Source organism: Natronomonas sp. (assembly GCF_046483325.1).
Taxonomy (GTDB): Archaea; Halobacteriota; Halobacteria; order Halobacteriales; family Haloarculaceae; genus Natronomonas.
This window is the reverse complement of sequence record NZ_JAWODL010000016.1, coordinates 218118-241700: the sequence shown is the minus strand read 5'-3', so window position 1 is coordinate 241700 and position 23583 is coordinate 218118. Positions and strand designations below refer to the sequence as shown.

Sequence of the window (23583 nt, the reverse complement as noted above, 5' to 3'; positions counted from 1 at the left end):
TCAGGCCGAAACGGCTCCAAACGTGCGTATGCCGAGCGTCGCTGACTGGCTGGTCCGGTACGCCCCACCGGCGAGAGCCGTCGATTGGTCGATCCTCGTCGTCGTGCTGTTCTCGACTGCCTCGGGGCTGTACTCGTTCACCGTCGGTCGACCCGACGGCTTCGGGTGGCTGTGGGTCTGGAGCCACCGCGGCGTCGGCGTGGTCCTCGTCCCGCTGCTCGCGTTCAAGATCGCCCGGGTCAGACAGCGGTTGACCGACCCCGATCGGTGGCGGCGATCGACGGTGCTCTCGATCGCGACGCTACTCGTCGCGTCCGCGACGCTCGCGACCGGCATCGCGTGGGGCGTCGTCGGACTCGTCTGGATCGCCGTCTGGCCGCTGCTCGCGGTCCACGTCGGGCTCGGACTGCTGTTGGTGCCCCTCATCCTCGCGCACATGAACACCCGGTTTCGCCTCCCGAGACGGCGCGACGTCGCCGATCGCAGGATCGCACTCAAGTATTTCGGCCTGCTCGCGGCGGGAGCACTCGCCGTCCGCCTGAGCGACGCGGCGACCCGGATCGCCGGCGCGCCGGGGGCGGATCGCCGGTTCACCGGCTCGAAGCCGTCCGAGGGGGAGGGAAACGGCTCGTTTCCCGTGACGATGTGGGTCGCCGACGACCCGGACCCGATCGATCCGGACCGGTACGGGCTCCGGATTCGCGGCCTCGTCGACGCGCCGATCGAACTGAGCTACGCCGATCTCGTCGACGACCCGGCGACGACCGAGGAGGCCCTCTTGGACTGTACGAGCGGCTGGTACACCGTCCAATCGTGGAGCGGAATCCGCGTCGGCGACCTCCTCGATTCGGTCGGGACCGACGGATCGGCCGCCTACGTTCGGTTCGTCTCGGTGACCGGCTACCGGTGGTCACTGCCGGTCGAGGAGGCGCGAGACGCGCTGCTCGCGACGCACGTCGGCGGGGAGCGACTCGCCCACGGCCACGGGGCGCCCGTCCGGCTCGTCGCCCCCGGTCGCCGCGGCTTTCAGTGGGTCAAGTGGATCACGCGAATCGACGTACGAGAAGAGGGCGATCCGGCGCAGTGGATCGTCACGCTCGTCAGCGGCTTCGACTAACGTCTACAGCGCGTTCTCGATGGAACTGGCCACCGTTCGCGCGCGCTCGGCGAGCGGTTCCGAGACCGACCCTGCATCGACGGCGGCGTCGAGTTCGTCGTCGTCGACTCGACGGACCTCGCCCTCGGGGCCCTTCACCACGTCGACGTGGAGGTCGACGTACCGAACCGACCTGGGGAATATCTCGACGGGCGTGCAGACGTTGACGTAGGTGCCGCGACGCTCACCATCGGCGCTCCGGTAGACGGTTGCGTACCACCACCGACCCTCCACGAACGTCGTCGTCGCGACGTCGCCGGTCGTTCGTTCGACGCCGAGGGCATCGTAAGTGCCGCCGCCGGTCATCTCGCGCTCGACGGTGATCGATCCCGTCGGGTCGAACTCTGTGACCTCACCGCGACCGAGGGTGATGGTTCGGCCGGATGGTTTTCCGTGCCTGATCGCGACCGTGTCACCCACCGTCGGTCCGAACTGTCGAGCGACGACGGCGAACGGGAATCCGACATCGCCGTCAGCCACGTCGACGCTCGACGAACAGATCGCCTCGACGAAGTCGACGGCCGCGCTCGCGGCGTTCGTCGCGGCCTTCGTCCGGTGGTGACCGGCCATCGTCGTCTCGACCCGACGGCGGACATCGTCGAGTTCGAAGCGACCCTCACGGCCGAACCACACCCACGCGCCGGCGATCGGGGCGACGAGGCGGCCCGGCGTGGCGTCGTCTCGGGGTGCGATGGCGCCGTCTATGTCCTTCGCGCGTTCGTTCGCCCGTTCGAGGGCGTCGGCCATCGCATCGAGCGAGGCGTCGTCAGCCGCGGACGACCACCGCGGCTTCCACCCCTCGATCGGATCGACCGGAAGGATATCCGCCAGTCGCGCGGTCTCGCTCATCGAATCGCCGCCGCGCCGGCGGAGTTCGACGAGACCACCCGGCACGCGAAGGTCGGTCGCGAGCGTCGGCCGATCGTCGCTCCAGGGTGGCTCCGCCGAGGCGATCTGGAGGCGATAGCGATCGCCCTCGTTTACGTAGCCGTCGACGCGGTCGTAGGGGAGAAACCCCGAAACCGGCTGTCCATCCACCGAACCCAACTCGACGATCGCCCCGGAGCCGAGCGTCTCGCGAACTTCACCGTCGAACACTGCACCGACGGGTACGGGGTCGCGCCACCGGAGCGTATCCCGGGAAACGGCCGCGAGTCCGTCGACGAGTTCGGAGACGGCGTCGGGATCGCCGGACACGCCGACCCCCTCGCGGTCGTCGGTCGTCCGAACCGTCGCGTCCGCAACATCGACGTCGAAGGACTCCTCGAACCGATCCCGGATCGGCCGCGACGCAGAGACAACCTGGTAGTCCGCTCGGAGAAGTTCGGTGAGCGCCGTCGCGTAGATCCCGCGGATCCGAACGTTCATAGGTCGTCGCGGTCGGCGGCGAACCGAACTCGGTCGTGGACCGTCGGTCCGAGCGTCAGTTCGACGACCGAATCCGAGAGGACGCGACCGTCCTCGACGGGGACGCCCCAGCCGTCGAATGCGATGTACCCCCGCAGATCCGCCCCGTGGGTGTACAGATCGACGTACTCCAGGCCGTGTTCGGGGAACTCGGCGTTCGAGTGAGCCAGATCCATGTCCGAGTGGACCGTGTCGAGTCCCGACAGGAAGCGCTCGATTGCGGTGGCGTCGGTCGCGACCGCATCGACGACCGACTCGGAGATGGCGGCGATCGCTTCCGTGTCGAGGCCGAACTCCCGGAGAGCGGTCTGGGTCCGCTGATCGAAGTGCATGGAGGCCCGTTAGGGGCCGGGGACCGAAAACGTCCCGGCTTTGCCCCGAGGCGGCCGACCGATCGGGATAACGGCGGAAGCGAGCCAAACAGTTAGGGTCGGCCGACGAGAGAACGGACGTATGAAGGATCCGGTTGAGAAGCGATCCGACGACGAGGATCTCTACGACATCGCGTCGTGGGAGCCGCGAACGGCGCTCGATCGACTGGCGATTCGAACGCACCGCGGCGTCGTCCAGGCCGGACGACGGTTCGTCGTCGGACTCGGAGTGTTAATACTGTTCATTATTCTCGCCTTCAGCGGGGCGGGCGCGCTCATCATCGAGGATCCGTTCATACTCGGATTGGCCCTCTTTTCGGTCATCCCGGCCGGGGTTCTCGCGCTATACATCTACCGGGCCGACATCACGACGAAGGAGCCGCCGTCGTTGCTCCTGGCAACGTTCGTGCTATCGGTTCTCTTTGCAGGGTTTGCCGCGGTCATTAACTCTGTGTTCGGCTTCTTACAGCTGCTGCCGCTCGTCGGGTTTGTTCTGTTTTTCTACCTCGTCGTCGGCCCGGTCGAAGAGTCCGTAAAACTGCTCGCCGTCTGGTTGTACCCCTACCGCGACTCCCGGTTCGATTCGGTCGTCGATGGGGCCGTCTACGGAGCCGTCGCGGGGCTCGGATTCGCGGCGATAGAGAACGTCCTCTACATCACGCAGAATCTCCAGACGCCCGGAGCGATGCTCATCCAGACCGGGATCGGTTTCGTCGACGGGTTCGCGGAGACGCTCGAAGCGGGGGGCCAGATCACCGCCGTCCGAGGGCTCGCCGGCCCGGGACACGTCGTCTACTCGGCGTTCGCGGGCTATTATCTCGGGTTGGCGAAGTTCAATCGCGAGAACGCGGGCCCGATCGTAGCGAAGGGGCTGCTCATCGCGGCCTTCATCCACGCGACGTACAACACCCTCGTCGGCCTCGTTCCGGGGGTCGTCAGCCTCATCGTGCCGGGCGTTCCGATCATCGTGTTGTTCCTCGGATTCGTTCTCGTGTATCAAGGCATCTTCTTTTACATCCTCTACCGGAAGCTCAAGCGATACGAGGCGGCGTACGAGCGGAGCCGCGACGCCGGGACTGCCACGAACGTCGACTCTGAGCTGACGGAGTTCGACCCCGACACGCCGTGAACAGCTCCGGTGGCTATCACAGGTGCCCGAGGCGGCAGAAAACCGCCGTCTGGGAACCACCGATCCGGCCGCATCCACCGGAATCTCGATTCGAAACGGAGCGTGGATTTATACCGATGACTTTCGAGTGACCACTGACGTGCCCGTCGAACACGATGCGTTTCGGGAGTCGATCACAGCGACGCGGTTACCCGATCGTGTGTCGGAACTGGCGGCCGACTACGATCGCCGAATCGGTATTCGTGACGACTTCGTGTGGCGGTGGATCTACTCGCTGTTACCGTCGTTTCGCATCCCCACCGTGCCCAAGAGGCACGAACCGACGGTTCGAGAGCAGAAGACGCTGCTGACGATCTTCATCACCGTGCTCGACGATATCGCCGAGCACGACGGTGACAAGACCACCTTCGAGCAGGCTCGGAATATCCCGTTTCCACACCAGACGGTCGAGACCGGCCGGTCCGACGTCGACGCCGAAACGATCGAGTTCGCGAGGCGGGTGTGGCGGCAGTTCGAAGCGCCGCTTCGAAGCGCCCCTCGAGGCGAGGAGTTCGCCGAGATCCTCGGATACGACGTTCGACAGGCGATCAACGCGATGGATTACTCCCGGCTCGTCGGGGAACATCCCGCGATGGCCAACCTCGCGAACGCCTACCGGTACGGCGCTCACAACATGATTATGTACCCCTACGCCGACGTAGATCTGATGTACTCACCCGACTTCGATCGCACGGATCTCTCGATCCTCCGCGAGACGCTCGGAGAGCTCCAGCGTCTGGCTCGGATCGGCAACTGGTTGACGACATGGCGACGGGAGCTCGAGGAAGGTGACTACTCGTCGGGTATCCTCGTCGCGGCGCTTCAGGACGGTCTCATCGATCCGACGGGACTCGCCCATCGTCCGACCCCCGAACAAGCCGCCCGGTACGTCGAAACGATCGAGGAGAACGACGTCGAAGCGCGGTTTTATGCCGAGTGGAGCGAGCGGTTTTCGGCACTCGAACGCCGAGTACCGGCGGCCGAGTCGGTCGATATCGGCGCGATCGTCGACGGGATGCGGACCGTCTTCGACTACCACCGGAACAGCGAGGGACTGAAATGAACTGGCGATGACCGCGGAGACGGGCGGGGACGATGCGATTCGGATCCTGCACGTCGACGACGACCCTCGCTTGGTGGAACTGGCGACGGAGCTGTTACACCGGGAGGACGACCGCTTCGAGTGCGTCACCGAGACGGGTCCACACGAGGCACTCACACGCCTCTCCGCGACCACGTTCGACTGCGTCGTGAGTGACTACGATATGCCGGGGATGGACGGGCTCGAACTCCTCGAAGTCGTCCGCGAGGATCATCCCGACCTTCCGTTCATCCTCTTTACCGGGAAGGGATCGGAGGAGATCGCGAGCGAAGCGATCGCGGCCGGCGTCACCGGCTACCTTCAAAAGGAGGGGAACGTCGGACAGTACAGCGTGCTCGCGAACCGAATCGAGAACGCCGTGGGCCAACGTCGGGCCGAGCGACGGGTCGAAGAGACACAAGAGAAGTTCCGAAAGCTCGCCACGCACTCGACGGACGTGATCTCGATCGTCGACGAGATGGGGCGGTGGCAGTACTTAACACCGTCTTCGAAGCGGATCTTGGGATACGAACCGGAGGAACTCATCGGGGGTATCGGGTTCGACCACGTTCACCCAGAGGACCGAGTGGAAGCGATCAAGCAGTTCGGCCGATCGATCGAGAACCCTGAGCGGATCCCGTCGGTCGAGTTCCGGTTCGAGCATCCCGAAGACGGGTGGATCTGGGTCGAGAACCACGCCCGGAACATGGTCGAGGACCCGGTCATCGATGGCTTCATAGTTCACACGCGCGAGATCACGGAACGGAAGCGACATGCCGAGGAGCTCAAGCGGCAAAACGAGCGTCTCGAGGAGTTCACGGGGTTCGTCTCACACGATCTCCGGAACCCGCTCGACGTCGCGAAAGGGCGGACTGCCCTGGCGAGCGAGGAGTGCGAGAGCGACCACCTCGACGAGGTGGAGTCGGCGCTGAGTCACATGGGCTCGGTCATCGAGAGCGCGCTGACGTGGGCGCGAACGGAGAAGGCCATCGACACCTGCGAAGCGGTCGAGCTCTCGACCGTGGCCGAGCGCGCCTGGGGAATCGTCTCGACGCGACGCGCCGAGTTGCGGATCGACGCCGACGGGACCGTCGAAGCGGACCCCGACCGATTGCAGACGCTGTTGGAGAACCTGTTTCGGAACGGCGTCGAACACGGGTCGACACGGGGGACCGCGACCGCCGAGGATGTCGGGGGCGATAGCCGCGTGACGGTTCGCGTCGGGACGCTCGCGGACGGGTTGTATATCGAAAACGACGGCTGCATTCCGTCGAAGGCGCGCGAGGCGGTGAGCGACACCGACGACGCGACGGCCGAGCGCGGCGTAGGACTCGGATTGCGGATCTGTCGAGGGATCGCCGAGGCGCACGGGTGGGAGATCGATATCGATATCGCGGATGGCGATGCCGCATCGGGGGCGAACGGAACGCGAATCGAAATCACGGAGGTCGACATCGAATGAGTAACACAGACAAGGACTCGGACACCGAAAGCGGCGGAGAGGCGAGAACCGAAACGGAAACCGAACTCAGAGAGCAGTTCTTCGCGGCGATCGAGGCGGCCGAGTACCCGATCGAGGATCAGATCGGTGCCGTCTCGGCGCTGCCGAACGGAATGACGACCCGGTTCGAGGCGGGGGAGTTCTCCATGTCGGCCGCGTCGATAGCCGCTCACCTGTACACGTATCAGTCGTTTCCGTACGAGACGCCGGAGGCGTTCGTGAACGATCTGATGGACGGGTTGCGGGCCGAGGATCTCATCTAGACGCTGCGTCCGATCAAAAGAGACCACCCACACGGTTCGGGTGCTACTGGAATTTCACGCCGAGGTCGTGCAGCCCCTCGTTTCGCATCGCGACGTTGATCAAAAGCGGCGTGACCGCCTCGACCTCGGGTGCGTTGGTGAGTCCGCCGACGTCGAGCGGACGCAGCCCCTCGATTCCCGAGGCGAGATCGATAACGATCGATTTGGCGTCGTCGTCGTCGCCGAAGACTAGCGTGTCCCAGTCGAGTTCCTCGTCGAGGTCGGCGAGGCCGCCCGCCGGAAGGTTGTGGAAGGCGCCGACCAGCGGCACGTCGTCGGGTTTCGCCTCGTCGGCGAGCGCGGCGACGCTACCCGCACCGGGGCGATTGTAGTGGAAACCGCCCTCGTCGCGTTTCATCCCGACCGCGGGCGTGACGAGGATCGTCTCCGAATCGAGTCGGTCCGCGATGGTCTCGATCGTGTCGACGACGTGGTACGCCGGCACCGCCAACACGACGACGTCGGCGCGATCGGCCGCCATCGCGTTCTCGAATCCCTTGATCGAGGTCTCGACGCCGCGGCTGTCGAGTTCGGTCTCGTACTCCTCGCCCTTCGTCCGCGCCTTTTCGGGGTCGCGCGATCCGATGAGGATTTCGTGGGACGTATCGAACCCCCATCGAAGCACGAGACCCTGTCCGATATCTCCGGTTCCGCCGAGAATCGCGATTCTCATGCGTGGTACGTCGGGTAACGGGAGGTTAACCGTTGTGTGATCGGAGAGGCTTGCCCCGAGTGGGGGGATTTGTACCAAGGTGTACAGAAACACACATAAATAATGATAAAAGTATATGTAAGAGTCACCCCATTTCGCGGACATGTCACGAAGAAACGTCGACAGACGGACGTTCCTCCAGTACGGCGGGACCGCGGGTGCGGTCGCAGCGAGCGTGGGGTTGGCCGGCTGTGGCGGCAACGGCAACGGTGGGAACGGCAACGGTGGGAACGGCAACGGTGGGAACGGGAGCGGAAACGGCAACGGGAACGGTGACCTCGACGAGATCACGATCACGCTCTCGCAGTTCCCCGATACGATCGATCCGCTCGATCACATCACCGGCGACTACTTCGACGTCCTCGATCACATCTACGAGCCGCTGTTCGATTTCGAACCGGGCGAGGGGATCTTCCCGCGCGTCGTCGAGGAGACGGAGATTCTGGGCGACGGCGCGACTGAGCTGCGACTCCGCGACGACGTGGTCTTCCACAACGGTGACGAGTTGACCGCCGAGGACGTCGCGTGGACCATAAACCGGACGGTCGACAACGAGATCGGCGTCACGAGCGACATCGGGGCGTTCGGTCTCGGCTCCATCGAGGGTGCCGAGGCGACCGACGAGACGGTTCTCGAGGTCAACTACTCCGCGGCCCCGGGCCTCGCAGAGTTCGAATTCGGAAACTACGCCCGCGCAATGAACCGCGAGTGGTCGATCGAAAACTACGACGCGGATCAGGAGGGCGAGACGATCTCGGGGGCGGACCCCGAGGATTTCAACGGAACCGGCCCCTACGAGGTCGTCGAATTCACGTCGGGCGAGGAGGTCGTCCTCGAGCGCTTCGACGACTATTGGGGCGAGGAGCCGCCGTTCGAGCGCGTCACGTTCAACGCGAACGGCGAATCCAGCGGTCGGGTCGCCGCCCTCGAAACCGGTGAGGCGGACCTGACGATCAACATCCTCCCCGAGGACGTCACGACCGTCCAGGACGCCGATGGGGTCGAGATACGGCAGGTTACGAGCTTCCGGAACATCTTCTTGCCGATGAAGAACACGGTCGAGCCGTTCGACAGCCTCGAGTTCCGACAGGCGATGAACTACGCCGTCGACAACGCGGGAATCGTCGATTCAGTTCTCAGCGGCTTCGGCGAGGCCCGAGGACAGCCGGTCGCCCCGGGAATCAACGGATTCAACGACGAGATCGAGCCCTACGAGCAGGATCTCGCGATGGCCGAAAGCCTCGTCGAGGAGAGCGGCTACGGTGACGTCGAGATCGAACTCGTCGTCCCGCAGGGCCGGTATCTCAACGACGCCGCGGTCGGCGAGACGGCGGCGGACCAGATCGATCAACTCCCCAACGTGAACTGTGACGTGAGCATCGTCGACTTCGGTGTCGTCTCGGATGCAAACTCCGCGGGCATCGACCCCGACGAGTTCGAGATCCCGTTCTTCATGATCGGATGGGGGACGATCACGGGCGATACCGACTACGGGGTGCAGGGCTTTTTCAGCCAGGACTCCGGAACCAGGACGTTCGACGACGAGGAACTCAGCGACGCGATCGAGGAGAGCCAGCAGATCGAAGACCCGGACGAACGACGCGAACAGCTCGAAGAAGTCAACCGACTCGCTCACGAGAAGGCACCGTTCGTCTTCTTGCACACACAAGAGAGTATCTACGGCGTCAACGAGGCCATCGAGTGGGAGCCCCGAGAGGACGAGAGCGTCTACATCTGGGGCATGGACGCGTAACCACCTCAAAGCCTAAAACCAAATAAAACACACAAACCGTGCGTGGACGGCGTCACGAAAGCGTAATTATCGGTGCGCCGTTCTTATGGATACATTAAAATGTCGATGGGAAAGTTCCTCGTTCGACGGATACTGCAGGGGGTGTTCGTCGTCTGGGGAGTCATCACGATCATGTTCGGGCTCCGGGCGGTATCGCCGGGTGATCCAGCGACGCTCATGCTCGGGGAGGGCGCGACAACCGAGACGATACAGCGCGTTAGAGAACAGGAAGGGCTCAACGACCCGATATACGTCCAGTACCTCGAGTACGTACAAGGGATTTTGGTCGGCGATTTCGGCTACTCCTGGCAATCGAATCGGGAGGTCGAGGCGATGGTAATAGAGCGGATCCCGGCGACGCTCGAACTCGCGATCGCGGCGACGATCATCGCTGTTCTCATCGCGATTCCGCTCGGCGTGATTTCGGCGACCCGCAGGAACCAGCCGTCCGACTACGGCGCCACGATGTTTTCTCTCCTCGGCATCAGCACTCCGAACTTCTGGCTCGGGCTCATGTTGATTCTGGTTTTGAGCGTCTGGGTCGGCGTCTTCCCGACGGGGCGTCGCGCCGTCGGACTCGATGAAGCCGTGATCACGCTCGTCCAGACCGGATCGGTCGGCGATCTCGGGACCTGGTTGCACCACATCGCGCTGCCGGCGGTCACACTGGGAACGTACTTCACCGCGCTCATCACCCGGCTGACGCGAAGCGGGATGGTCGACGAACTCGGGAAACCATACGTGACCGCGACGAAGGCGAAGGGACTTCCGGAGGTGTTGGTAAAGTACAAACACGTCCTCCGGAACACGATGATTCCGATCGTCACCGTGCTCGGTCTCCAACTGGGGACCCTGCTGGGAGGCGCGGTCATCACCGAGACGGTGTTCAACTGGCCGGGACTCGGGCTCCGACTGGTCGATGCCCTCAACGCGCGAGACTGGCCGCTAATGCAGGGGATCATCGTCTTCGTCGCCATCGGATTCGTGACGATCAACATATTCGTCGATGCGATCTACAACTACCTCGATCCGCAGGTGAGCGCGGAATGATCTCCGACAGAATCAAAACCAACCTCAAGTCGACGTTTTCGTCCAGTCTGCTCCCGAAAGTCGGACTTGCACTGTTGCTCATAATGGTATTTTTCTCCGTGTTCGCGCCGGTCTTGGCGACCCACAATCCAACGAGTACCGGGAACTTCGACGAAAACGGGCAGCCGTACCCCCCGCTGGGGATGGAGTACACCACCGACGTCGCGACGGGCGGGGAGATCCAGGAAGTGACGATCTCGCCGACGAGCGAACACTACCTCGGCACGAACAACGTCGGACAGGACGTCTTCTCTCGCTTCCTCTACGGGGCGCGGATCTCGATCGTCGTTGGGCTCGTCGGGACGATCCTCGCACTCGTGATCGGTGTCCCCTTCGGACTCGTGTCCGGTTATTACGGCGGGCGCGTCGACGCCGGGATGATGCGGATCGCCGACGTCATGCTCGCGTTCCCGGCGCTCATACTCGCGCTCGCGTTGATCGGTGTGTTCGGAAAATCCCCGGTACAGATGCCCGATCCGATCGTGATGGCGGGCTTTGCGGAGGGGATGCCCGCATCCGTGCCGATACCCGGGACGGTCACGATCGTCGTCGCGCTCGTGACGTGGGTGTGGTTCGCCCGCGTCGCTCGCGGCGAAGCGCTCTCGTTGCGCAACCAAGAGTACGTCAAGGCCGCGGAGAGTTTCGGTGCGAGCAACCGAACGATTCTGAAAAAACACGTACTCCCGAACAGCCTCACGCCGATCATCGTGCTCGCGACGATCCAGGTCGCGGTCATAATTCTGATCGAAGCCTCCCTGGCGTATCTCGGCTTTTCGGGGACGACGCTGTCGTGGGGCTACGAGATCGAGCGCGGACAGGACCTGCTTCGAACCCGGCCGTGGATCTCGGCGCTCCCCGGCATCGGGATCATGCTCACCGTCATCGGCGTGAACCTGCTCGGCGATTGGCTCCGCGATGCGCTCGATCCGAACATCGAGGGGGGACAGCGAGGTGCCTGAGATGAGCGAGGAACTCATCCGAATCGAAGGCCTCTCGACGCGGTTTTTCACCGGCGAAGGGCAAGTGAACGCGGTCTCGGACGTCGACATGACCGTCCGGAGCGGCGAGACGTTCGGGATCGTCGGCGAATCCGGATCCGGAAAGAGCGTCACCGCGCTGTCGATCGTCGGGCTGATCGAGTCGCCCGGCGAGATCACCGACGGATCGATCGAGTATCGAAACGCCGAACTCGCCGACGCGGTCCGCGGTGACCATCCGAACGCCGTCGACGGCGACTTCGTCGACCTCTGTTCGGTTCCCGAGGGAATCAGACGATCGCTTCGGGGAACCTCGTTCGGAACGATCTTTCAGGACCCCGAGAGCAGTTTCAATCCGACGCTGACGGTCGGCGAGCAGATCGCCGAAGCGGTCGAAGTGCAGCGTCGAACGAGCGCGAACCCGCGGTCGACACGGTCGCGAACGCAGGGATACGGGTTCGGGTCGTTCATCGTCGATTCGATCGTCCCGGATCGCGACTTCGTGAGCGAGGCGTCGAAGGCCGAGGCGGTAGAGCTGCTCGAAACCGTCGGGATCCCCGATCCGGCCGAACGCGCCGACGAATATCCTCACCAGTTCTCCGGCGGCATGTTACAGCGAGCGATGATCGCACAGGCGCTGGCGGGCGAACCGGACGTGCTGGTCGCGGACGAACCGACGACCGCACTCGACGTGACGATCCAAGCGCAGGTGCTCGATCTGCTCGACGAGCTGAGCGAGGAGATCGGCATGACGACGGTCCTCATCACGCATAACCTCGGCGTCGTCGCGAGGATGTGCGACCGCGTCGGCGTGATGTACGCGGGCGAAATCGTCGAACGGGGCACGCTAACCGACGTCTTCGACGATCCGGTCCATCCCTACACGAACGGACTGCTCGGCTCGATTCCGGACCTCGACGGGGCGTCGGGGCGACTCAGTCCCATCACCGGGAACGTCCCCAGCCTGCTCGACTCGGAGATGGAAGACCGGTGTTACTTCGCCGATCGCTGCCCGAAGGCGATGGAGGAGTGTCTGCAAAAGCCGCCGGAGTTCGAGATCGACGACGAGCACGCCACGATGTGTTATCTGGCCGAGAAGCCCTACGACGAGGCGACCGCCATCCCGGAGGGACACTTCGATGAGTGAAACGAGCGACACAGAGAGCGGCGAGAGGGAAACCGACGGACCGCTCGTCCGTGTCCGGAACCTTCGAAAACACTTCGACACGGGGACGACGCTCCTCGATCGACTGCTCGGGGAGACGTCGAATCCGGTCCGGGCCGTCGACGGGATCGGTTTCGACATTCACGCCGGCGAAACGCTCGGACTCGTCGGCGAATCCGGCTGCGGAAAGTCGACGGCCGGCGAGACGGTGCTGCAACTGCTCGAACCGACCGGGGGAACGGTCGAGTACGACGGGCAAAACATCGTCGAAAGCGACGATCTGTTCTCGTTTCGCCGACGCGCCGGCGTCGTCTTTCAGGATCCGTTCTCCAGTCTCGATCCCCGCTTGACGATCGGCGGATCGGTCAGACAGCCGCTCGACGTCCACGAGTGGCCCTGGCCGGAAGCGGGCGTCCGAACGGAGGGCGACCTGCAGACGGAGGGAGTCGACGCGAGCATAACCGTCGCGGACGACGTTCACCGCGTCGATGGACTCGACCCCGAGAACGGCATCGCGACGGTACACCTCACGGCCCGGCGTCGGACGCCCGAGGAGCCGCCGGAGTCGTTCCCGACGGAGACGACGATCGCGCCCACCGACCCGCACGGCTACGTCGAAGTCGGTGGGAAGCCGGTGGAGGTGTCGGTCGACGAACGGCTCGAACTCGTCGTTTCGGGCGGCGAGGAGTTGGACATCGAGGTTCGAGTCGGTCGATCCGACAAGCAGCTCAGACGCGAGCGGGTGGCAGATCTGCTCGAACGCGTCGGGCTCTCGGCGGACCAGATCGACCGGTATCCGAACGAGTTCTCGGGCGGCCAGCGCCAGCGGATCGGGATCGCTCGCGCGCTCGCGTTGGACCCCGAGTTCCTCGTGTTGGACGAACCGACGAGCGCGCTCGACGTCTCCGTGCAGGCGCAGATCCTCAACCTGCTCGGTGACCTCCAATCGGAGCTCGACCTGACCTACCTCTTCATCAGCCACGACCTCAGTGTCATCCGGCACATCTGCGATCGGGTCGCGGTGATGTACCTCGGCGAGATCGTCGAGATCGCGCCGACCGAGGCGCTCTTCTCGGATCCACAACACCCCTACACGCAGGCGCTCTTAGAGAGCGTTCCGCGAGCCTCGACGACCGAGCGTGACCGCGAGGTCGAACCGCTCTCCGGCGATGTGCCGTCGCCGAGGAATCCGCCGTCGGGCTGCCGGTTCCGAACCCGGTGTCCGAAGGTAATTCCGCCGGCCGGCGTCGATCTCTCGCAGGCGGCGTACCGGAACGTGATGGACGTTCGGGGACGGCTGGAGCGCGAGGATCTCGCTATCGATGAGGACGAGACCGTCGAATCGCTGTTCGATCGGTTGCTTGAAGACGACGTGACGCTTCCCGACGGCGAGCGCGATCGGATCGTCGAGGCGTTCGAAGCGATCCTTGACCGCGAGTGGGATCGGGCGGCCGAGACGCTCAGGGAGCGATACGAGAGCGTCTGCGAGACGCACAATCCGTCGCCGGGTCGGGTCGCATGCCATCTCCACGGACTGCCGAGTGAGGTCGATCCCGGCGACGTCGATCCGATCGAAGAACCGTAGAGCGGACGAACGCAGTTACTTCAGCAGGTTCGGCAACTCGTTGATCGAATCGACGATCACGTCCGCGCCGGCGCTCCGGTATTTTCGACGCCCCTCGTCGCCCGTGAGTCCCCCAGTGAGGACGCCGACGCTGTGGTACGTCCGCGTCGGATCGGCCTCGGCGGCGTTGACAGCGGTCCGAACGTCGTCGAGGGTGTCCCCGACGAAGACCGACCGGTTCGCGTCGAGCCGTTCTGCGAGCGTACACAGGGCGTGTGGATCCGGTTTGCCCGCCTCCCAGTCGTCCATGGTAAAGCGGCGCTCGTCGGGGACGTCGAGGCCGACCCGGTCGAGGGCGATGTCGGCCTCGGCGGCCGGACGCCCGGTGACGACGCCGAGCGGCCACGCCACCAGTTTCTCGCGCGTCTCGGGCGTGAGCAACACCGGTTCGTCGTGGATGAACCCCTCGCGGTCGAGGTCCGGGTCGGGCTCTTTTCCTTCCAGTCGGCGGTAGAGGTCGCCGCCGAGGTACAGCTGTTGGAACACCTCGCGGAGACGCGACCTGTCCCATTCGGAGAGGATCTGTTCGCGATCCGCCGGATCGAGTTCGTCGGCTATCGCGGTTTCGGCGGCCGCTGGCCCGCCGCCCGAGGCGGCGATCAAGCCCGTGTACGTCTCGATGCTCAACTGTGGCTTCTCGCGGCGCGCGAGGACGTACAGCGCGGCGGCGTAGGTCAACTCCCAGTCGTTGTTGAACCCTCCCGCGTCCTTGAATAGCTGGATGTGGTCGTACTCGATCGTATCGCCGTAGACGTACTCGATCGATTCAACGATCGCCCGCCGATAGGAGTCGGCCACGTCGACGAGCACGCCGTCGATGTCGAGAATCACTGCGTCGACGTTCATGGTTTGAGTCGCGAGAGTGTGGTCATGTGTTGAGTCGAAACAGCGTGTCTCCCGAAAGCGTTTCGGGAGTCGCGTCGACGACCGCCGGATCGCCGCCGAGCGTGGTGAACAGACAGTCCGCGTCGGCGGTTCGGGCGGTGTCCGCGAGGGGACGTTGAAGTTCTGGTGGACAGTTCAGCGCGTACACCGCGTCGACATCCCGGTAGAGGTCCGGATCGGGGTCGGTCACGTCGTCGCGAACGAACCGAACGGTGTCGGGAACGGATCGATCGTGCACGTCGGTCGCCGTGACGCGACAGCCGCGGTCGGCCAGTCCGGCCGCGACGTCGGGTCGGTTGCCGACGCCCACTTCCACGAGCGCCCCGTACCGGCACAACCGGTCGACGAGCGCCGTCTTCGGATCGCTGTGCACGTCGGGATGTTTATCAGCAACGGTATCTAACGCTTTCCCATGCACGTCGATATCGTGCCGGTCGGCGACCTTCCCGCAGTAGTAAAGCGGGAGGCATCCAGCGGGCTGCGCTCAGTCTACGACTGCGAGGTGACGATTCACGAGAGCCAGCCCGTCCCGGACGGGGCGTACGACGCCGGACGCGAGCAGTACCGGGCCGAGGAGTTCATCGAACTCGCCGGTCGGGTTGGCAGCGGCGAGAAGAATATTGCGATCACGGCCCACGACCTCTACTATCGCCGCCGGAACTACGTGTTCGGCCTCGCGTATCTCTCCGGCAACGGCTCGGTCATCTCGACGTATCGCCTGCAGACGTCCTCGGACGGCGGATTCTCCGAGCGATCCGCCAGCGACATCTTCGCCGACCGGGTCCGAAAGGAGGTCGTCCACGAGATCGGCCACACGCTCGGGCTCGAACACTGCGACAACTCTCGCTGCGTGATGAACTTCTCGCCGACGGTGCGGGAGGTCGACGTCAAGGAGGAGAACCTCTGCGGCAGCTGTCAGCGGCTGGTTTTGTAAGGGCCCGCGGGAGTGGTATATAAACCGGGCTGGCTTTTTGAGGACGCTCCGCGTGCAGATCGTCCAGCGGCGCTACGGCACGTGCAGCGACGTCGATGGCTACGATGGCGAGCGACGGGTGCCGAGAGGGGACACGGCGCACGAAGCGTCAGTGTCGAATGGTCACCCATCCGACGTTCGAGTACACACTGGTCACGAGCGACGGACGGAGCATTTGTGAGGCGATTACTTATTCGGAGTGACAGCGTCACTCGCTCGACTCTCTCACCAACCGCTCCTTCCGATCCCGCGGAAACGCCTTGATCTCGTGTTCGCGGCGCATCGCGGCCGAGCGGCCCTCGAACGTTTCCTTATAAACGAGTTCGACGGGCGTCCGCCCGCGCGTGTACTTCGCCCCGGTGCCCGCGTTGTGCTCTGCGAGTCGGCGCTCGATGTCGGTCGTGTAACCGGTATATAAAGAGCCGTCGGCGCACTCGACGACGTAGACGTAGTGGGCGTCGGAGGCCATCGCTGGCGGTTCGCAACGGGCGCACAAAATAGCGATGGATCGGGGCCAGGCGGCCGATCGGCCGCTGTTCGTCCAATTGAATTCGTTTCCGGGTCGTCGTACCCGCTCTCCATAGACGGAACGCAGGGTCCGTCCGGGAGCGATCTCACAACGTGCGACGGTTCCGCTCAGTCGTGTGCGCGTTCCCTCGAGACCTCGGCGATCCCGGCGTTCGCGGAACAGTTCGGGCACGCGCGTATGTGCCCACTCTCGTCGGCGAACACGCGGGCAAACCGTCCCGAGACGTGCGCATCACAGTGATCACATCTGGGCATTCTGTTGTCGGCGAGGGGTCACCTCGTCCGTACACGAAGGGAGGGCTTCGAGGCATTAATACCCTCGGCAGACGGTACCAAACGGCCGGATTCGAGGGAGTTAAACGGGTTGACGAACGGATCAGTCGCTCCGGGCCGCCGATATCGATCGGGCGATCAGACCCGCCTGTGGGCCCGCGGTGAATCCGGCGTCGATGTTGACGACAATGATCGGCGCACACGACGGTAACATACCGGCGAGGGCCGCCTGTCCCGACCCGCCGTGGCCGTACCCCGTCGAGACGAGACCGCCGAGCACGGTCGGAAGCGCGCCTTCGCGACCGGTGGCGACGACGAGTACGTCGGCTTCGCGGATCGCGTCGAGCCGATCGAACAGCCGGGCGATCCCGGCCACCCCGACGTCGTCGATCCGGTCGACGCGTGCGCCCATCTCCTCGAGGACGACCGCGGCTTCGCCGGCCGGAAACGCATCGGACGTGTCGGCCGTGACGACAGTTGCAGTGGCGGACAGCGACGGCAGTTTCGTACTCGGGCGCGCTGTCGGTCGTTTCCATCACGGCGGCGGTCATCGTCGCGGTTTCCTCGGGTGTCTTTCCGGCGTCGAACCGACCGGCCTCCGTGCGGGCGTATCCGCGGAGCTCGGCCTCGGCAGCGGCGGGTAAGAGCTCCCCGTCGGCGACGGCGTCCAGTATGTCGTGCATGAACGGCCGTTCTACACCGGCGGCAAGGAACCTGTCCCCTCCGGACGGGCGACCTGAAGCGCGCGAGAACCGCTCGAATCCGCCGCGAGAATGGCGCGACCGTCGAAACGGGGGGAATATTTAAATCCCTCCACGATCGAGCCCGGGATTGGTGGCGTCTAGACCCCTTAAACCGGCGATAGAAGCGGCTATACCGCCCCCTTTTGGGAAAGTATATAAGGGGGCCGGGAAAACCGCTGTTTGTATGGCAGACCTGATCGTCAAAGCCGCCGTAAAGGAAGCGCTCGATGACATGAACGTTGCTTCGGACTTCTACGACGCACTCGATGCGGAAGTCGAGGAACTCCTCGAGGACGCCGCACGCCGAGCCGAAGAGAACGACCGAAAGACGGTTCAGCCGCGCGACCTGTAAGGTCGAAAACGTTCATATTCTTTCGACGTCACGCCGAATAGCGGCGGCCGCATCCACAGCGTGGAGAGTGGGGGTCAAGACTCTCGGGGATATACCTCGACACCGTCGGCGACGCCGACGTGTACCTCGTCGACCATCCCGACGAACAGCCCGTGTTCGACGACGCCCGGAAGCGCCGCGATGCCGTCCGCGAGCGAGGCCGGATCGCCGATCGCACCGAACCCACAATCGACGACGAGGTTGCCGTTTTCGGTTACGACCGGGCCGTCCTTGCGTTCGGCGGCCCGGAGCGTCGGTTCACCGCCGAGTGCGACCAGTGCCGACTCGACGACCGAAACGGCGTCCGAGAGCACCTCGATCGGGACCGGGGCGTCGAGATCGTCGGCGAGTTTCGTCGGATCGGCGACGACGACGAACCGGTCGGCCGCGGCGTCGACGATCTTCTCGCGGGCGTGAGCCGCCCCGCCGCCTTTTATCACGTCCGCGGGACCGTCGCGTTCGAGACCGGCGATCTGGTCGGCGCCGTCGATGGCTACGTCGGGGAGCGCGTCGTCGAGCGTCGTCAGCGGAATTCCGGCGTCGCGGGCGAGCGCCCGGGACTGATACGACGTGGGGACCCCACGAACGTCGAGCCCCGAGTCGACCCGACGGCCGAGCGCACGGATGGCGACGGCGGCCGTCGACCCGGTCCCGAGGCCGACAACGTCTCCGTCGGAAACCGCTCTCGCGGCGCTTTCGCCGGCGCGGCGTTTTTGCTCCTCGGTCCCGCCCGGCCGTTTCATGTGCACGACTCACACCGAAGCGGAAAAAGCACTTGTGGTGCGACCTCGGTCCATGGGGCATGGAGTGTACTTACTGTGGGAGCGACCTCTCGGCGTACGAGCCGGTCTACGTCGAGGAAACGGGCGGTGGCGAGCGCGTTTCCGCCGGCGGTTTCTGCAACTATGCGTGTCTGTCGGCCCACATCGAGACGGAGGGATTGACGGACGGTGACGCCTGTGCGTGGTCGCCCGACGGGTAGAACTTTGATCGTGCCGCCGTAGGTGCCGGTATGTTCGGAACCAGCGGGATCAGGGGTCCGGTCGGCGAGGAGGTAACCGCGGAGACGGCGCTGTACGTCGGGCGGGCGCTCGGCGTCGAGACGGACCGCGTCGTCGTCGGGCGGGACCCGCGAGCGAGCGGCACGGTACTCGCGGACGCGCTGGCGGCCGGTCTCCGGGAACTCGGCACCGACGTCGTCGACATTGGTGTCGCTGCCACGCCGACGATCGCCCGAAACGTCGGCTGGCTGGGCGCCGACGCGGGCGTATCGGTGACCGCGAGCCACAACCCCCCCGAGGACAACGGACTAAAGCTGTGGCAACCGTCGGGGCAAGCCTACGACGCCGCCGGGCAGGATCGGATCACGGATCGAGTCGAGGCGGGCGAGTACGAACTCCGAGCGTGGGACGGTCTGGGCGATCGAACGTCGGCTGACGGAAGCGAGCGCCACGTCGAGGCTCTCGTCGACGCGGCCGGCGGCGCCGGTTCGATCGCTCTGGATATCGCCGTTGACCTCGGGAACGGGGCCGGCGGGGTGAGTGTCGAGGCGCTCATCGAAGCCGGCAGCCGCGTCGAAACGCTCAACGCCCAGCCCGACGGCCGGTTTCCGGGCCGGCCCTCCGAGCCGACCGCCGAAAACTGCACCGCGCTCGCGACGCTCGTTGCCGAGGGCGAGTACGACCTCGGGATCGCCCACGACGGCGACGCGGACCGGATGCGGGCCGTCGCCGGTGACGGCACGTTCCTCTCGGGCGACGCGCTGTTGGCGCTGTTCGCGGCCGACGCCGCGGAGTCGGGCGAACGGGTCGCGGTACCGGTTGACACCAGCCTCGCCGTCGAGGACTTCCTGGCCGATCGCGGCGTCGACGTGACGCGAACACCGGTCGGGGACGTCCACGTCGCGGCGGCCGCCACGGCCCCGGACGTCGCCTTCGGCGGGGAGCCCTCGGGCGCGTGGATCTGGCCCGATGAGACGCTGTGTCCGGACGGTCCGCTGGCCGCGATCCGGATCGCGACGATGGCCGTCGACGAACCGCTCGAAGATCGGCTGTCGGCGATCCCCTCGTATCCGATTCGCCGAGCGAGCATCCAGGTCGAGCGAAAATCGGAGATCGTGGCGGGCGTCGAATCGCGCGTCCTCGACGCCTACGAGTCGGTCGAGACGCTCGACGGCGTCCGGGTCGACGCCGGAGAGGGGTGGTTTTTGATCCGCGCGAGCGGCACCCAGCCGCTCGTCAGAGTGACGGCCGAAGCGCGCGCGGAGTCGCGGGCGGATGAACTGTTGTCGGCTGCGAAGACACTGGTCGAGGAAGCGATCGTCGGGAAGTGAGTGCGGAAACCGGCGAGTAGTTTTCCGACGGGTCCGAACGAAAACGGGAGTTACGTTCTGCGGGTCGAGCGGGCTTCGCGAACGTCGGAGCCATCTCGAATCTTGTCTTCACACTGTGGGCAAACGCGCGGATTCTCGACGCCGTTCGGCGTGAAAACCCGTGCGTACGCTGCCGTTACGAACGCACCGCAGTTTTGACATTCCGGCATACAGATACGCTTGGGCGCGACATACATAATAATAGTGTGGCACGCAGTAGCGAGCGAGGAGTTGCGTACCGTCCGGTGGGGAAAACGGTTACCGAATCACAGCAACTCACCGAGCGCGTCGATATCCTCGGCCGTATTGAACGCGTGAACCGACGCCCGGACCGCACCCGTGGGAATGTCACGAACGACGACGCCGGCCGCGTCTGCGCGAGAGACGAAGCCGGCCGGGTCGTCGACCTCGAAGACGACGAGGCCCGATTCGTAGTCGCGGGGGGAGACGAGTCGATCGCCGAGGGGGGCTTTGAGTCGGTCGGTGAGTCGCTCGATTCTGGATTCGACGGCATCCAATCCGATCGACTCGATCGTCTCGATTGCCGCCATCAGCCCGGCGTACGGCGCGACTGCGTCCGTCGACACTTCGAAGCGCCTCGCGTCGGGATGGTACTCGAGCCCATCACCGGTGGGATGGGTCGTACTCCGATAGCCGATATGGCGGGGGCGGAACGCCCCGAGCGAGTCCGGGTCGACGTACAGAAACCCCGCCCCCCACGGACCGAGCAGCCACTTGTGTCCGGACGCACAGACGGCGTCCGCGCCCCACTCGCCGACGTCCATCGGATGTTGACCGACCGTCTGAACCGCGTCGACGATGACAAGCGCGCCGGCGTCGTGAGCGACATCGACGGCTTCGGCGACGGAGAGTCGGGTCCCGTGGACCCAGCTCTCGGAGCTCAGACAGACGAGGCGAGCGTCCTCGACCGCCTCTCGATACGCCTCCATCGGCAGGCGACCGCCCGGACACGCCAGTTCCGTCACCTCGACGCCCGTCTCCTCGAGCCGTCGCCACGGCAGCACGCCCGAGGGGTGTTCGAGGTCGGTGTGGACGATCCGATCGCCCGGCTCCCAGTCGACGGCGTTCGCCAGCCGACTGATCCCATCGCCCGTCGATGCTACGAGGGCAACGTCTCCGGGACGCGCACCGACGTGTTCGGCGACGGCCTCGCGCGCGTCGTCCCGAATGCCGGCGGCGGCGGTGTAGTGGTCGGTCTCGCAGGCGTCGAACTCATGTCGACGCTGGGCCTCGACGACGGTATCGACGACCGACCGGGGACTGGGACCGCTGGCCCCAGTGTTCAGGTACGCACACGACTCACAGGCCGGGATTGCGGCGCGGAGTTCGGCGGGATCCATATCCGGCGTTCGACCGTCGACGGGAAAATCCTATGCGTCTCCGATCGTTGATGAGCGTATGAGAGCGGGTGCGGCTGACGGGGGGACGACGACCGGCGAGACCGGCGGGCGTGTCGAAACGGTCGCGACCGGCGGAACGACGCTCCGATACACCGTGTCAGACGAGGGGAGCCGACCCGCGATCGTCTTCGTCCCCGACGCCGGCTTCGGGCCTTGGATGTGGGGCTGGCAGGCGCCGGCGCTGACGGGGCGGTATCGAACCGTCGTGTACGCCACCCGGGGAACGGACGGTTCGGATCGGTCGGGACCGTACACCGTCGATCGGTTCGCGGCGGATCTGGATGCCGTCCTCTCCGACGCCGGGATTCGTCGTGTACACCTCGTCGGTGCGGGATTAGGTGGCATGGTCGCGCTCCGATACGCTCGCGAGTACGGCCGTGCGCGCTCGCTGTCGCTGTTCGGCGTGGCGGCCTCCGGGGAGCGGATCGATCGCGGCGCGCTGGCGGCACTGCATCCTGACGACCCCGCGAGCTTCGAGGCGTCGATGTCCGGGGCGTTCACCGAGCGATTTCTGGTCGAATCCGGACTCGCAGCGCGGATCGCGGCGTGGCGGCGAGCCGAGGACGCGACGGGCGAGGCGGCGTCCGGGCATCGGTCCGCGGCGCTCGAGTTCGAGGCGGGGGCGCTCTACGAACTCGCGGTTCCAGCGCTCGTCTGTCACGGCGTGGACGATCCGATCGTGCCGATAGCGGCGGGGGAGGAAGTGGCCGACGAACTGCCGCGCGGGCGGTTCGAGGCCGTCGAGGGGCGACGGTGCTGTTACGTCGAACACGCGTCGGCTGTAACGGACGCGATCGACGGATTCCTCCGCGACGTGGACGCTTCCGACGAGTGACGGCCCGTTCGACCGAATCGGCGGTGTCACAGATCGGCGCGAATCTCCCCGGCGCCGAGGCGTTTTTGTCCGTCGAGACGGTACGCCTCAGCGGTGAAGCCCCGAATCGCGCTGTTGGACGCCTCACACGGCAATCCGGACACGCCGCGGAACTTCCGTCGGGAACTCGACGGGAGGCTTCGGCGGTTCTCGGTCGTCGATCGGGAGTTCCCCGAGACGTACGAGTTCGACGCCGTCGTCGTGACCGGCTCGCGGGCGTCGGTCTACTGGGACGAACCGTGGATCGAGGAGACGCGCCGCTGGGTCGTCGGCGCGCTCGAACGTGACCTGCCGACACTCGGGATCTGTTGGGGCCACCAGCTGCTCGCCGACGTGCTCGGCGGCACCGTAGAACCGATGGGCGAGTACGAACTCGGCTACTGGACCGTCGTACACGGCGGCTCCTCGATCTTCGAGGGCGTTCCGGAGGAGTTCACCGTATTCACGACCCACTCGGATGCCGTGACGGAGTTACCCGACGGAGCGGAACTGATCGCGAAAAACGACTACGGGATTCACGGATTCAGGTGCGGGCAGGTGTACGGACTGCAGTCACATCCGGAGTATGATCCCGAAACCCCCGAATCTGTCGTCCGCGGCAAAGACCACCTCGCCGACGAGCGGATCGAAGCAGGCTGCGAGGAGATCACGGCAGCAAACTACGAGGCTGCAACACCGGCAAAGACCGTCTTCGAGAACTTCCGTCGGGAGATCGATGCGGAGCGGCGGATCGCTACCGACTGAGGACACCTCCGATTCACTCTCGAGGGATTTGAGAG

General features: G+C 65.1%; 24 protein-coding genes and 1 pseudogene. 16 read left to right on the top strand and 9 right to left on the bottom strand.

Annotated elements, in window-relative coordinates; all coding sequences use genetic code 11:
• The first annotated feature begins 28 nt into the window (after nucleotides 1-28).
• Nucleotides 29-1117 carry a molybdopterin-dependent oxidoreductase gene (locus R6U53_RS06670; RefSeq protein WP_410321579.1) on the top strand — a complete coding sequence of 363 codons (1089 nt, stop codon included), beginning with the start codon at nucleotides 29-31 and terminating at the stop codon, nucleotides 1115-1117.
• A 3-nt stretch (nucleotides 1118-1120) separates the two neighbouring features.
• Here the strand turns inward: R6U53_RS06670 and R6U53_RS06665 are convergent, their stop codons facing one another.
• Together R6U53_RS06665 and R6U53_RS06660 are read right to left on the bottom strand one after the other, a co-directional pair.
• Nucleotides 1121-2524 (bottom strand): DUF402 domain-containing protein, encoded by a 1404-nt coding sequence (locus tag R6U53_RS06665; RefSeq protein ID WP_410321578.1) that lies wholly within the window; start codon nucleotides 2522-2524, stop codon nucleotides 1121-1123.
• Nucleotides 2521-2895 (bottom strand): hypothetical protein, encoded by a 375-nt coding sequence (locus tag R6U53_RS06660; protein ID WP_410321577.1) that lies wholly within the window; start codon nucleotides 2893-2895, stop codon nucleotides 2521-2523. The genes R6U53_RS06665 and R6U53_RS06660 overlap by 4 nt, the downstream gene beginning before the upstream one ends.
• Nucleotides 2896-3016: 121 nt before the next feature.
• Here R6U53_RS06660 and R6U53_RS06655 point away from each other — a divergent pair, with 121 nt between their 5' ends.
• The 4 genes from R6U53_RS06655 to R6U53_RS06640 all read left to right on the top strand — a co-directional run bounded on the left by R6U53_RS06655 (nucleotide 3017) and on the right by R6U53_RS06640 (nucleotide 6947).
• Entirely contained in the window at nucleotides 3017-4063 is a 1047-nt protein-coding gene (locus tag R6U53_RS06655; protein WP_410321576.1) for a PrsW family intramembrane metalloprotease, read from the top strand.
• 139 nt (nucleotides 4064-4202) lie between these two features.
• A complete protein-coding gene (locus tag R6U53_RS06650) occupies nucleotides 4203-5165 on the top strand; it encodes a hypothetical protein (RefSeq protein ID WP_410321575.1) in 963 nt (320 codons plus the stop codon).
• A gap of 7 nt (nucleotides 5166-5172) precedes the next feature.
• Nucleotides 5173-6645: a response regulator gene (locus R6U53_RS06645; protein ID WP_410321574.1), complete on the top strand. Its 1473-nt coding sequence runs from the start codon at nucleotides 5173-5175 to the stop codon at nucleotides 6643-6645.
• Nucleotides 6642-6947, top strand: coding sequence for an MTH865 family protein (locus tag R6U53_RS06640; protein WP_410321573.1), 306 nt, complete (start codon nucleotides 6642-6644; stop codon nucleotides 6945-6947). Before R6U53_RS06645 ends, R6U53_RS06640 begins: the two co-directional genes overlap by 4 nt.
• 43 nt (nucleotides 6948-6990) lie before the next feature.
• Here R6U53_RS06640 and npdG read toward each other — a convergent pair whose 3' ends face one another.
• A complete protein-coding gene (gene npdG / locus R6U53_RS06635) occupies nucleotides 6991-7659 on the bottom strand; it encodes an NADPH-dependent F420 reductase (protein ID WP_410321572.1) in 669 nt (222 codons plus the stop codon).
• A 142-nt stretch (nucleotides 7660-7801) separates the two neighbouring features.
• Here npdG and R6U53_RS06630 point away from each other — a divergent pair, with 142 nt between their 5' ends.
• The 5 genes from R6U53_RS06630 (at nucleotide 7802) to R6U53_RS06610 (ending at nucleotide 14306) form a co-directional block, all read left to right on the top strand.
• Nucleotides 7802-9451: an ABC transporter substrate-binding protein gene (locus tag R6U53_RS06630; RefSeq protein ID WP_410321571.1), complete on the top strand. Its 1650-nt coding sequence runs from the start codon at nucleotides 7802-7804 to the stop codon at nucleotides 9449-9451.
• A 99-nt stretch (nucleotides 9452-9550) separates the two neighbouring features.
• Nucleotides 9551-10540, top strand: a complete 990-nt coding sequence (locus R6U53_RS06625) for an ABC transporter permease (protein ID WP_410321570.1) — start codon at nucleotides 9551-9553, stop codon at nucleotides 10538-10540.
• Nucleotides 10537-11538, top strand: a complete 1002-nt coding sequence (locus R6U53_RS06620) for an ABC transporter permease (protein WP_410321569.1) — start codon at nucleotides 10537-10539, stop codon at nucleotides 11536-11538. The genes R6U53_RS06625 and R6U53_RS06620 overlap by 4 nt, the downstream gene beginning before the upstream one ends.
• A gap of 1 nt (nucleotide 11539) precedes the next feature.
• Nucleotides 11540-12703, top strand: coding sequence for an ABC transporter ATP-binding protein (locus R6U53_RS06615; protein ID WP_410321568.1), 1164 nt, complete (start codon nucleotides 11540-11542; stop codon nucleotides 12701-12703).
• A complete protein-coding gene (locus tag R6U53_RS06610) occupies nucleotides 12696-14306 on the top strand; it encodes an ABC transporter ATP-binding protein (protein ID WP_410321567.1) in 1611 nt (536 codons plus the stop codon). Before R6U53_RS06615 ends, R6U53_RS06610 begins: the two co-directional genes overlap by 8 nt.
• Nucleotides 14307-14321: 15 nt before the next feature.
• Here R6U53_RS06610 and R6U53_RS06605 read toward each other — a convergent pair whose 3' ends face one another.
• Together R6U53_RS06605 and R6U53_RS06600 are read right to left on the bottom strand one after the other, a co-directional pair.
• Nucleotides 14322-15191 carry a TIGR01548 family HAD-type hydrolase gene (locus R6U53_RS06605; protein ID WP_410321566.1) on the bottom strand — a complete coding sequence of 290 codons (870 nt, stop codon included), beginning with the start codon at nucleotides 15189-15191 and terminating at the stop codon, nucleotides 14322-14324.
• 22 nt (nucleotides 15192-15213) lie between these two features.
• Nucleotides 15214-15603: a UPF0146 family protein gene (locus R6U53_RS06600; protein ID WP_410321565.1), complete on the bottom strand. Its 390-nt coding sequence runs from the start codon at nucleotides 15601-15603 to the stop codon at nucleotides 15214-15216.
• A gap of 39 nt (nucleotides 15604-15642) precedes the next feature.
• Here R6U53_RS06600 and R6U53_RS06595 point away from each other — a divergent pair, with 39 nt between their 5' ends.
• On the top strand, nucleotides 15643-16164 hold the full coding sequence (locus R6U53_RS06595; protein WP_410321564.1) for an archaemetzincin family Zn-dependent metalloprotease: 522 nt from the start codon (nucleotides 15643-15645) through the stop codon (nucleotides 16162-16164).
• 247 nt (nucleotides 16165-16411) lie between these two features.
• Here the strand turns inward: R6U53_RS06595 and R6U53_RS06590 are convergent, their stop codons facing one another.
• The gene (locus R6U53_RS06590; RefSeq protein WP_410321563.1) at nucleotides 16412-16672 is read right to left on the bottom strand and encodes a GIY-YIG nuclease family protein; all 261 of its coding nucleotides are present in this window, start codon (nucleotides 16670-16672) and stop codon (nucleotides 16412-16414) included.
• A 435-nt stretch (nucleotides 16673-17107) separates the two neighbouring features.
• Nucleotides 17108-17687 (bottom strand): annotated as a pseudogene (locus R6U53_RS06585) (hypothetical protein).
• 244 nt (nucleotides 17688-17931) lie between these two features.
• On the opposite strand from R6U53_RS06585, the gene R6U53_RS06580 reads away from it, so the two are divergent.
• Nucleotides 17932-18099: a DUF1931 domain-containing protein gene (locus R6U53_RS06580; protein WP_137276644.1), complete on the top strand. Its 168-nt coding sequence runs from the start codon at nucleotides 17932-17934 to the stop codon at nucleotides 18097-18099.
• 74 nt (nucleotides 18100-18173) lie between these two features.
• On the opposite strand, the gene rpiA is transcribed toward R6U53_RS06580, so the two are convergent.
• The gene (rpiA, locus tag R6U53_RS06575) at nucleotides 18174-18881 is read right to left on the bottom strand and encodes a ribose-5-phosphate isomerase RpiA (protein ID WP_410321562.1); all 708 of its coding nucleotides are present in this window, start codon (nucleotides 18879-18881) and stop codon (nucleotides 18174-18176) included.
• A gap of 59 nt (nucleotides 18882-18940) precedes the next feature.
• Between rpiA and R6U53_RS06570 the strand changes: the two genes are divergently transcribed.
• Both R6U53_RS06570 and glmM read left to right on the top strand, forming a co-directional pair.
• A complete protein-coding gene (locus R6U53_RS06570; protein WP_410321561.1) occupies nucleotides 18941-19120 on the top strand; it encodes a hypothetical protein in 180 nt (59 codons plus the stop codon).
• Nucleotides 19121-19150: 30 nt separating this feature from the next.
• A complete protein-coding gene (gene glmM, locus R6U53_RS06565) occupies nucleotides 19151-20470 on the top strand; it encodes a phosphoglucosamine mutase (RefSeq protein WP_410321560.1) in 1320 nt (439 codons plus the stop codon).
• Between the two features lie 305 nt (nucleotides 20471-20775).
• On the opposite strand, the gene R6U53_RS06560 is transcribed toward glmM, so the two are convergent.
• Nucleotides 20776-21870, bottom strand: coding sequence for an aminotransferase class V-fold PLP-dependent enzyme (locus tag R6U53_RS06560; RefSeq protein ID WP_410321559.1), 1095 nt, complete (start codon nucleotides 21868-21870; stop codon nucleotides 20776-20778).
• A 58-nt stretch (nucleotides 21871-21928) separates the two neighbouring features.
• Between R6U53_RS06560 and R6U53_RS06555 the strand changes: the two genes are divergently transcribed.
• Nucleotides 21929-22765 carry an alpha/beta fold hydrolase gene (locus tag R6U53_RS06555; RefSeq protein WP_410321558.1) on the top strand — a complete coding sequence of 279 codons (837 nt, stop codon included), beginning with the start codon at nucleotides 21929-21931 and terminating at the stop codon, nucleotides 22763-22765.
• 93 nt (nucleotides 22766-22858) lie between these two features.
• Nucleotides 22859-23548, top strand: a complete 690-nt coding sequence (locus tag R6U53_RS06550; RefSeq protein WP_410321557.1) for a type 1 glutamine amidotransferase — start codon at nucleotides 22859-22861, stop codon at nucleotides 23546-23548.
• Nucleotides 23549-23583: the final 35 nt, after the last annotated feature.

Bases quoted from the DNA above. Each gene is read 5' to 3' on its own strand.
- R6U53_RS06670 (WP_410321579.1), top strand. From the start codon at position 29: ATGCCGAGCGTCGCTGACTGGCTGGTCCGGTACGCCCCACCGGCGAGA.
- R6U53_RS06665 (WP_410321578.1), bottom strand. From the start codon at position 2,524: ATGAACGTTCGGATCCGCGGGATCTACGCGACGGCGCTCACCGAACTT.
- R6U53_RS06660 (WP_410321577.1), bottom strand. From the start codon at position 2,895: ATGCACTTCGATCAGCGGACCCAGACCGCTCTCCGGGAGTTCGGCCTC.
- R6U53_RS06655 (WP_410321576.1), top strand. From the start codon at position 3,017: ATGAAGGATCCGGTTGAGAAGCGATCCGACGACGAGGATCTCTACGAC.
- R6U53_RS06645 (WP_410321574.1), top strand. From the start codon at position 5,173: ATGACCGCGGAGACGGGCGGGGACGATGCGATTCGGATCCTGCACGTC.
- R6U53_RS06640 (WP_410321573.1), top strand. From the start codon at position 6,642: ATGAGTAACACAGACAAGGACTCGGACACCGAAAGCGGCGGAGAGGCG.
- npdG (WP_410321572.1), bottom strand. From the start codon at position 7,659: ATGAGAATCGCGATTCTCGGCGGAACCGGAGATATCGGACAGGGTCTC.
- R6U53_RS06630 (WP_410321571.1), top strand. From the start codon at position 7,802: ATGTCACGAAGAAACGTCGACAGACGGACGTTCCTCCAGTACGGCGGG.
- R6U53_RS06625 (WP_410321570.1), top strand. From the start codon at position 9,551: ATGTCGATGGGAAAGTTCCTCGTTCGACGGATACTGCAGGGGGTGTTC.
- R6U53_RS06620 (WP_410321569.1), top strand. From the start codon at position 10,537: ATGATCTCCGACAGAATCAAAACCAACCTCAAGTCGACGTTTTCGTCC.
- R6U53_RS06615 (WP_410321568.1), top strand. From the start codon at position 11,540: ATGAGCGAGGAACTCATCCGAATCGAAGGCCTCTCGACGCGGTTTTTC.
- R6U53_RS06610 (WP_410321567.1), top strand. From the start codon at position 12,696: ATGAGTGAAACGAGCGACACAGAGAGCGGCGAGAGGGAAACCGACGGA.
- R6U53_RS06605 (WP_410321566.1), bottom strand. From the start codon at position 15,191: ATGAACGTCGACGCAGTGATTCTCGACATCGACGGCGTGCTCGTCGAC.
- R6U53_RS06595 (WP_410321564.1), top strand. From the start codon at position 15,643: ATGCACGTCGATATCGTGCCGGTCGGCGACCTTCCCGCAGTAGTAAAG.
- R6U53_RS06590 (WP_410321563.1), bottom strand. From the start codon at position 16,672: ATGGCCTCCGACGCCCACTACGTCTACGTCGTCGAGTGCGCCGACGGC.
- R6U53_RS06580 (WP_137276644.1), top strand. From the start codon at position 17,932: ATGGCAGACCTGATCGTCAAAGCCGCCGTAAAGGAAGCGCTCGATGAC.
- rpiA (WP_410321562.1), bottom strand. From the start codon at position 18,881: ATGAAACGGCCGGGCGGGACCGAGGAGCAAAAACGCCGCGCCGGCGAA.
- R6U53_RS06570 (WP_410321561.1), top strand. From the start codon at position 18,941: ATGGAGTGTACTTACTGTGGGAGCGACCTCTCGGCGTACGAGCCGGTC.
- glmM (WP_410321560.1), top strand. From the start codon at position 19,151: ATGTTCGGAACCAGCGGGATCAGGGGTCCGGTCGGCGAGGAGGTAACC.
- R6U53_RS06560 (WP_410321559.1), bottom strand. From the start codon at position 21,870: ATGGATCCCGCCGAACTCCGCGCCGCAATCCCGGCCTGTGAGTCGTGT.
- R6U53_RS06555 (WP_410321558.1), top strand. From the start codon at position 21,929: ATGAGAGCGGGTGCGGCTGACGGGGGGACGACGACCGGCGAGACCGGC.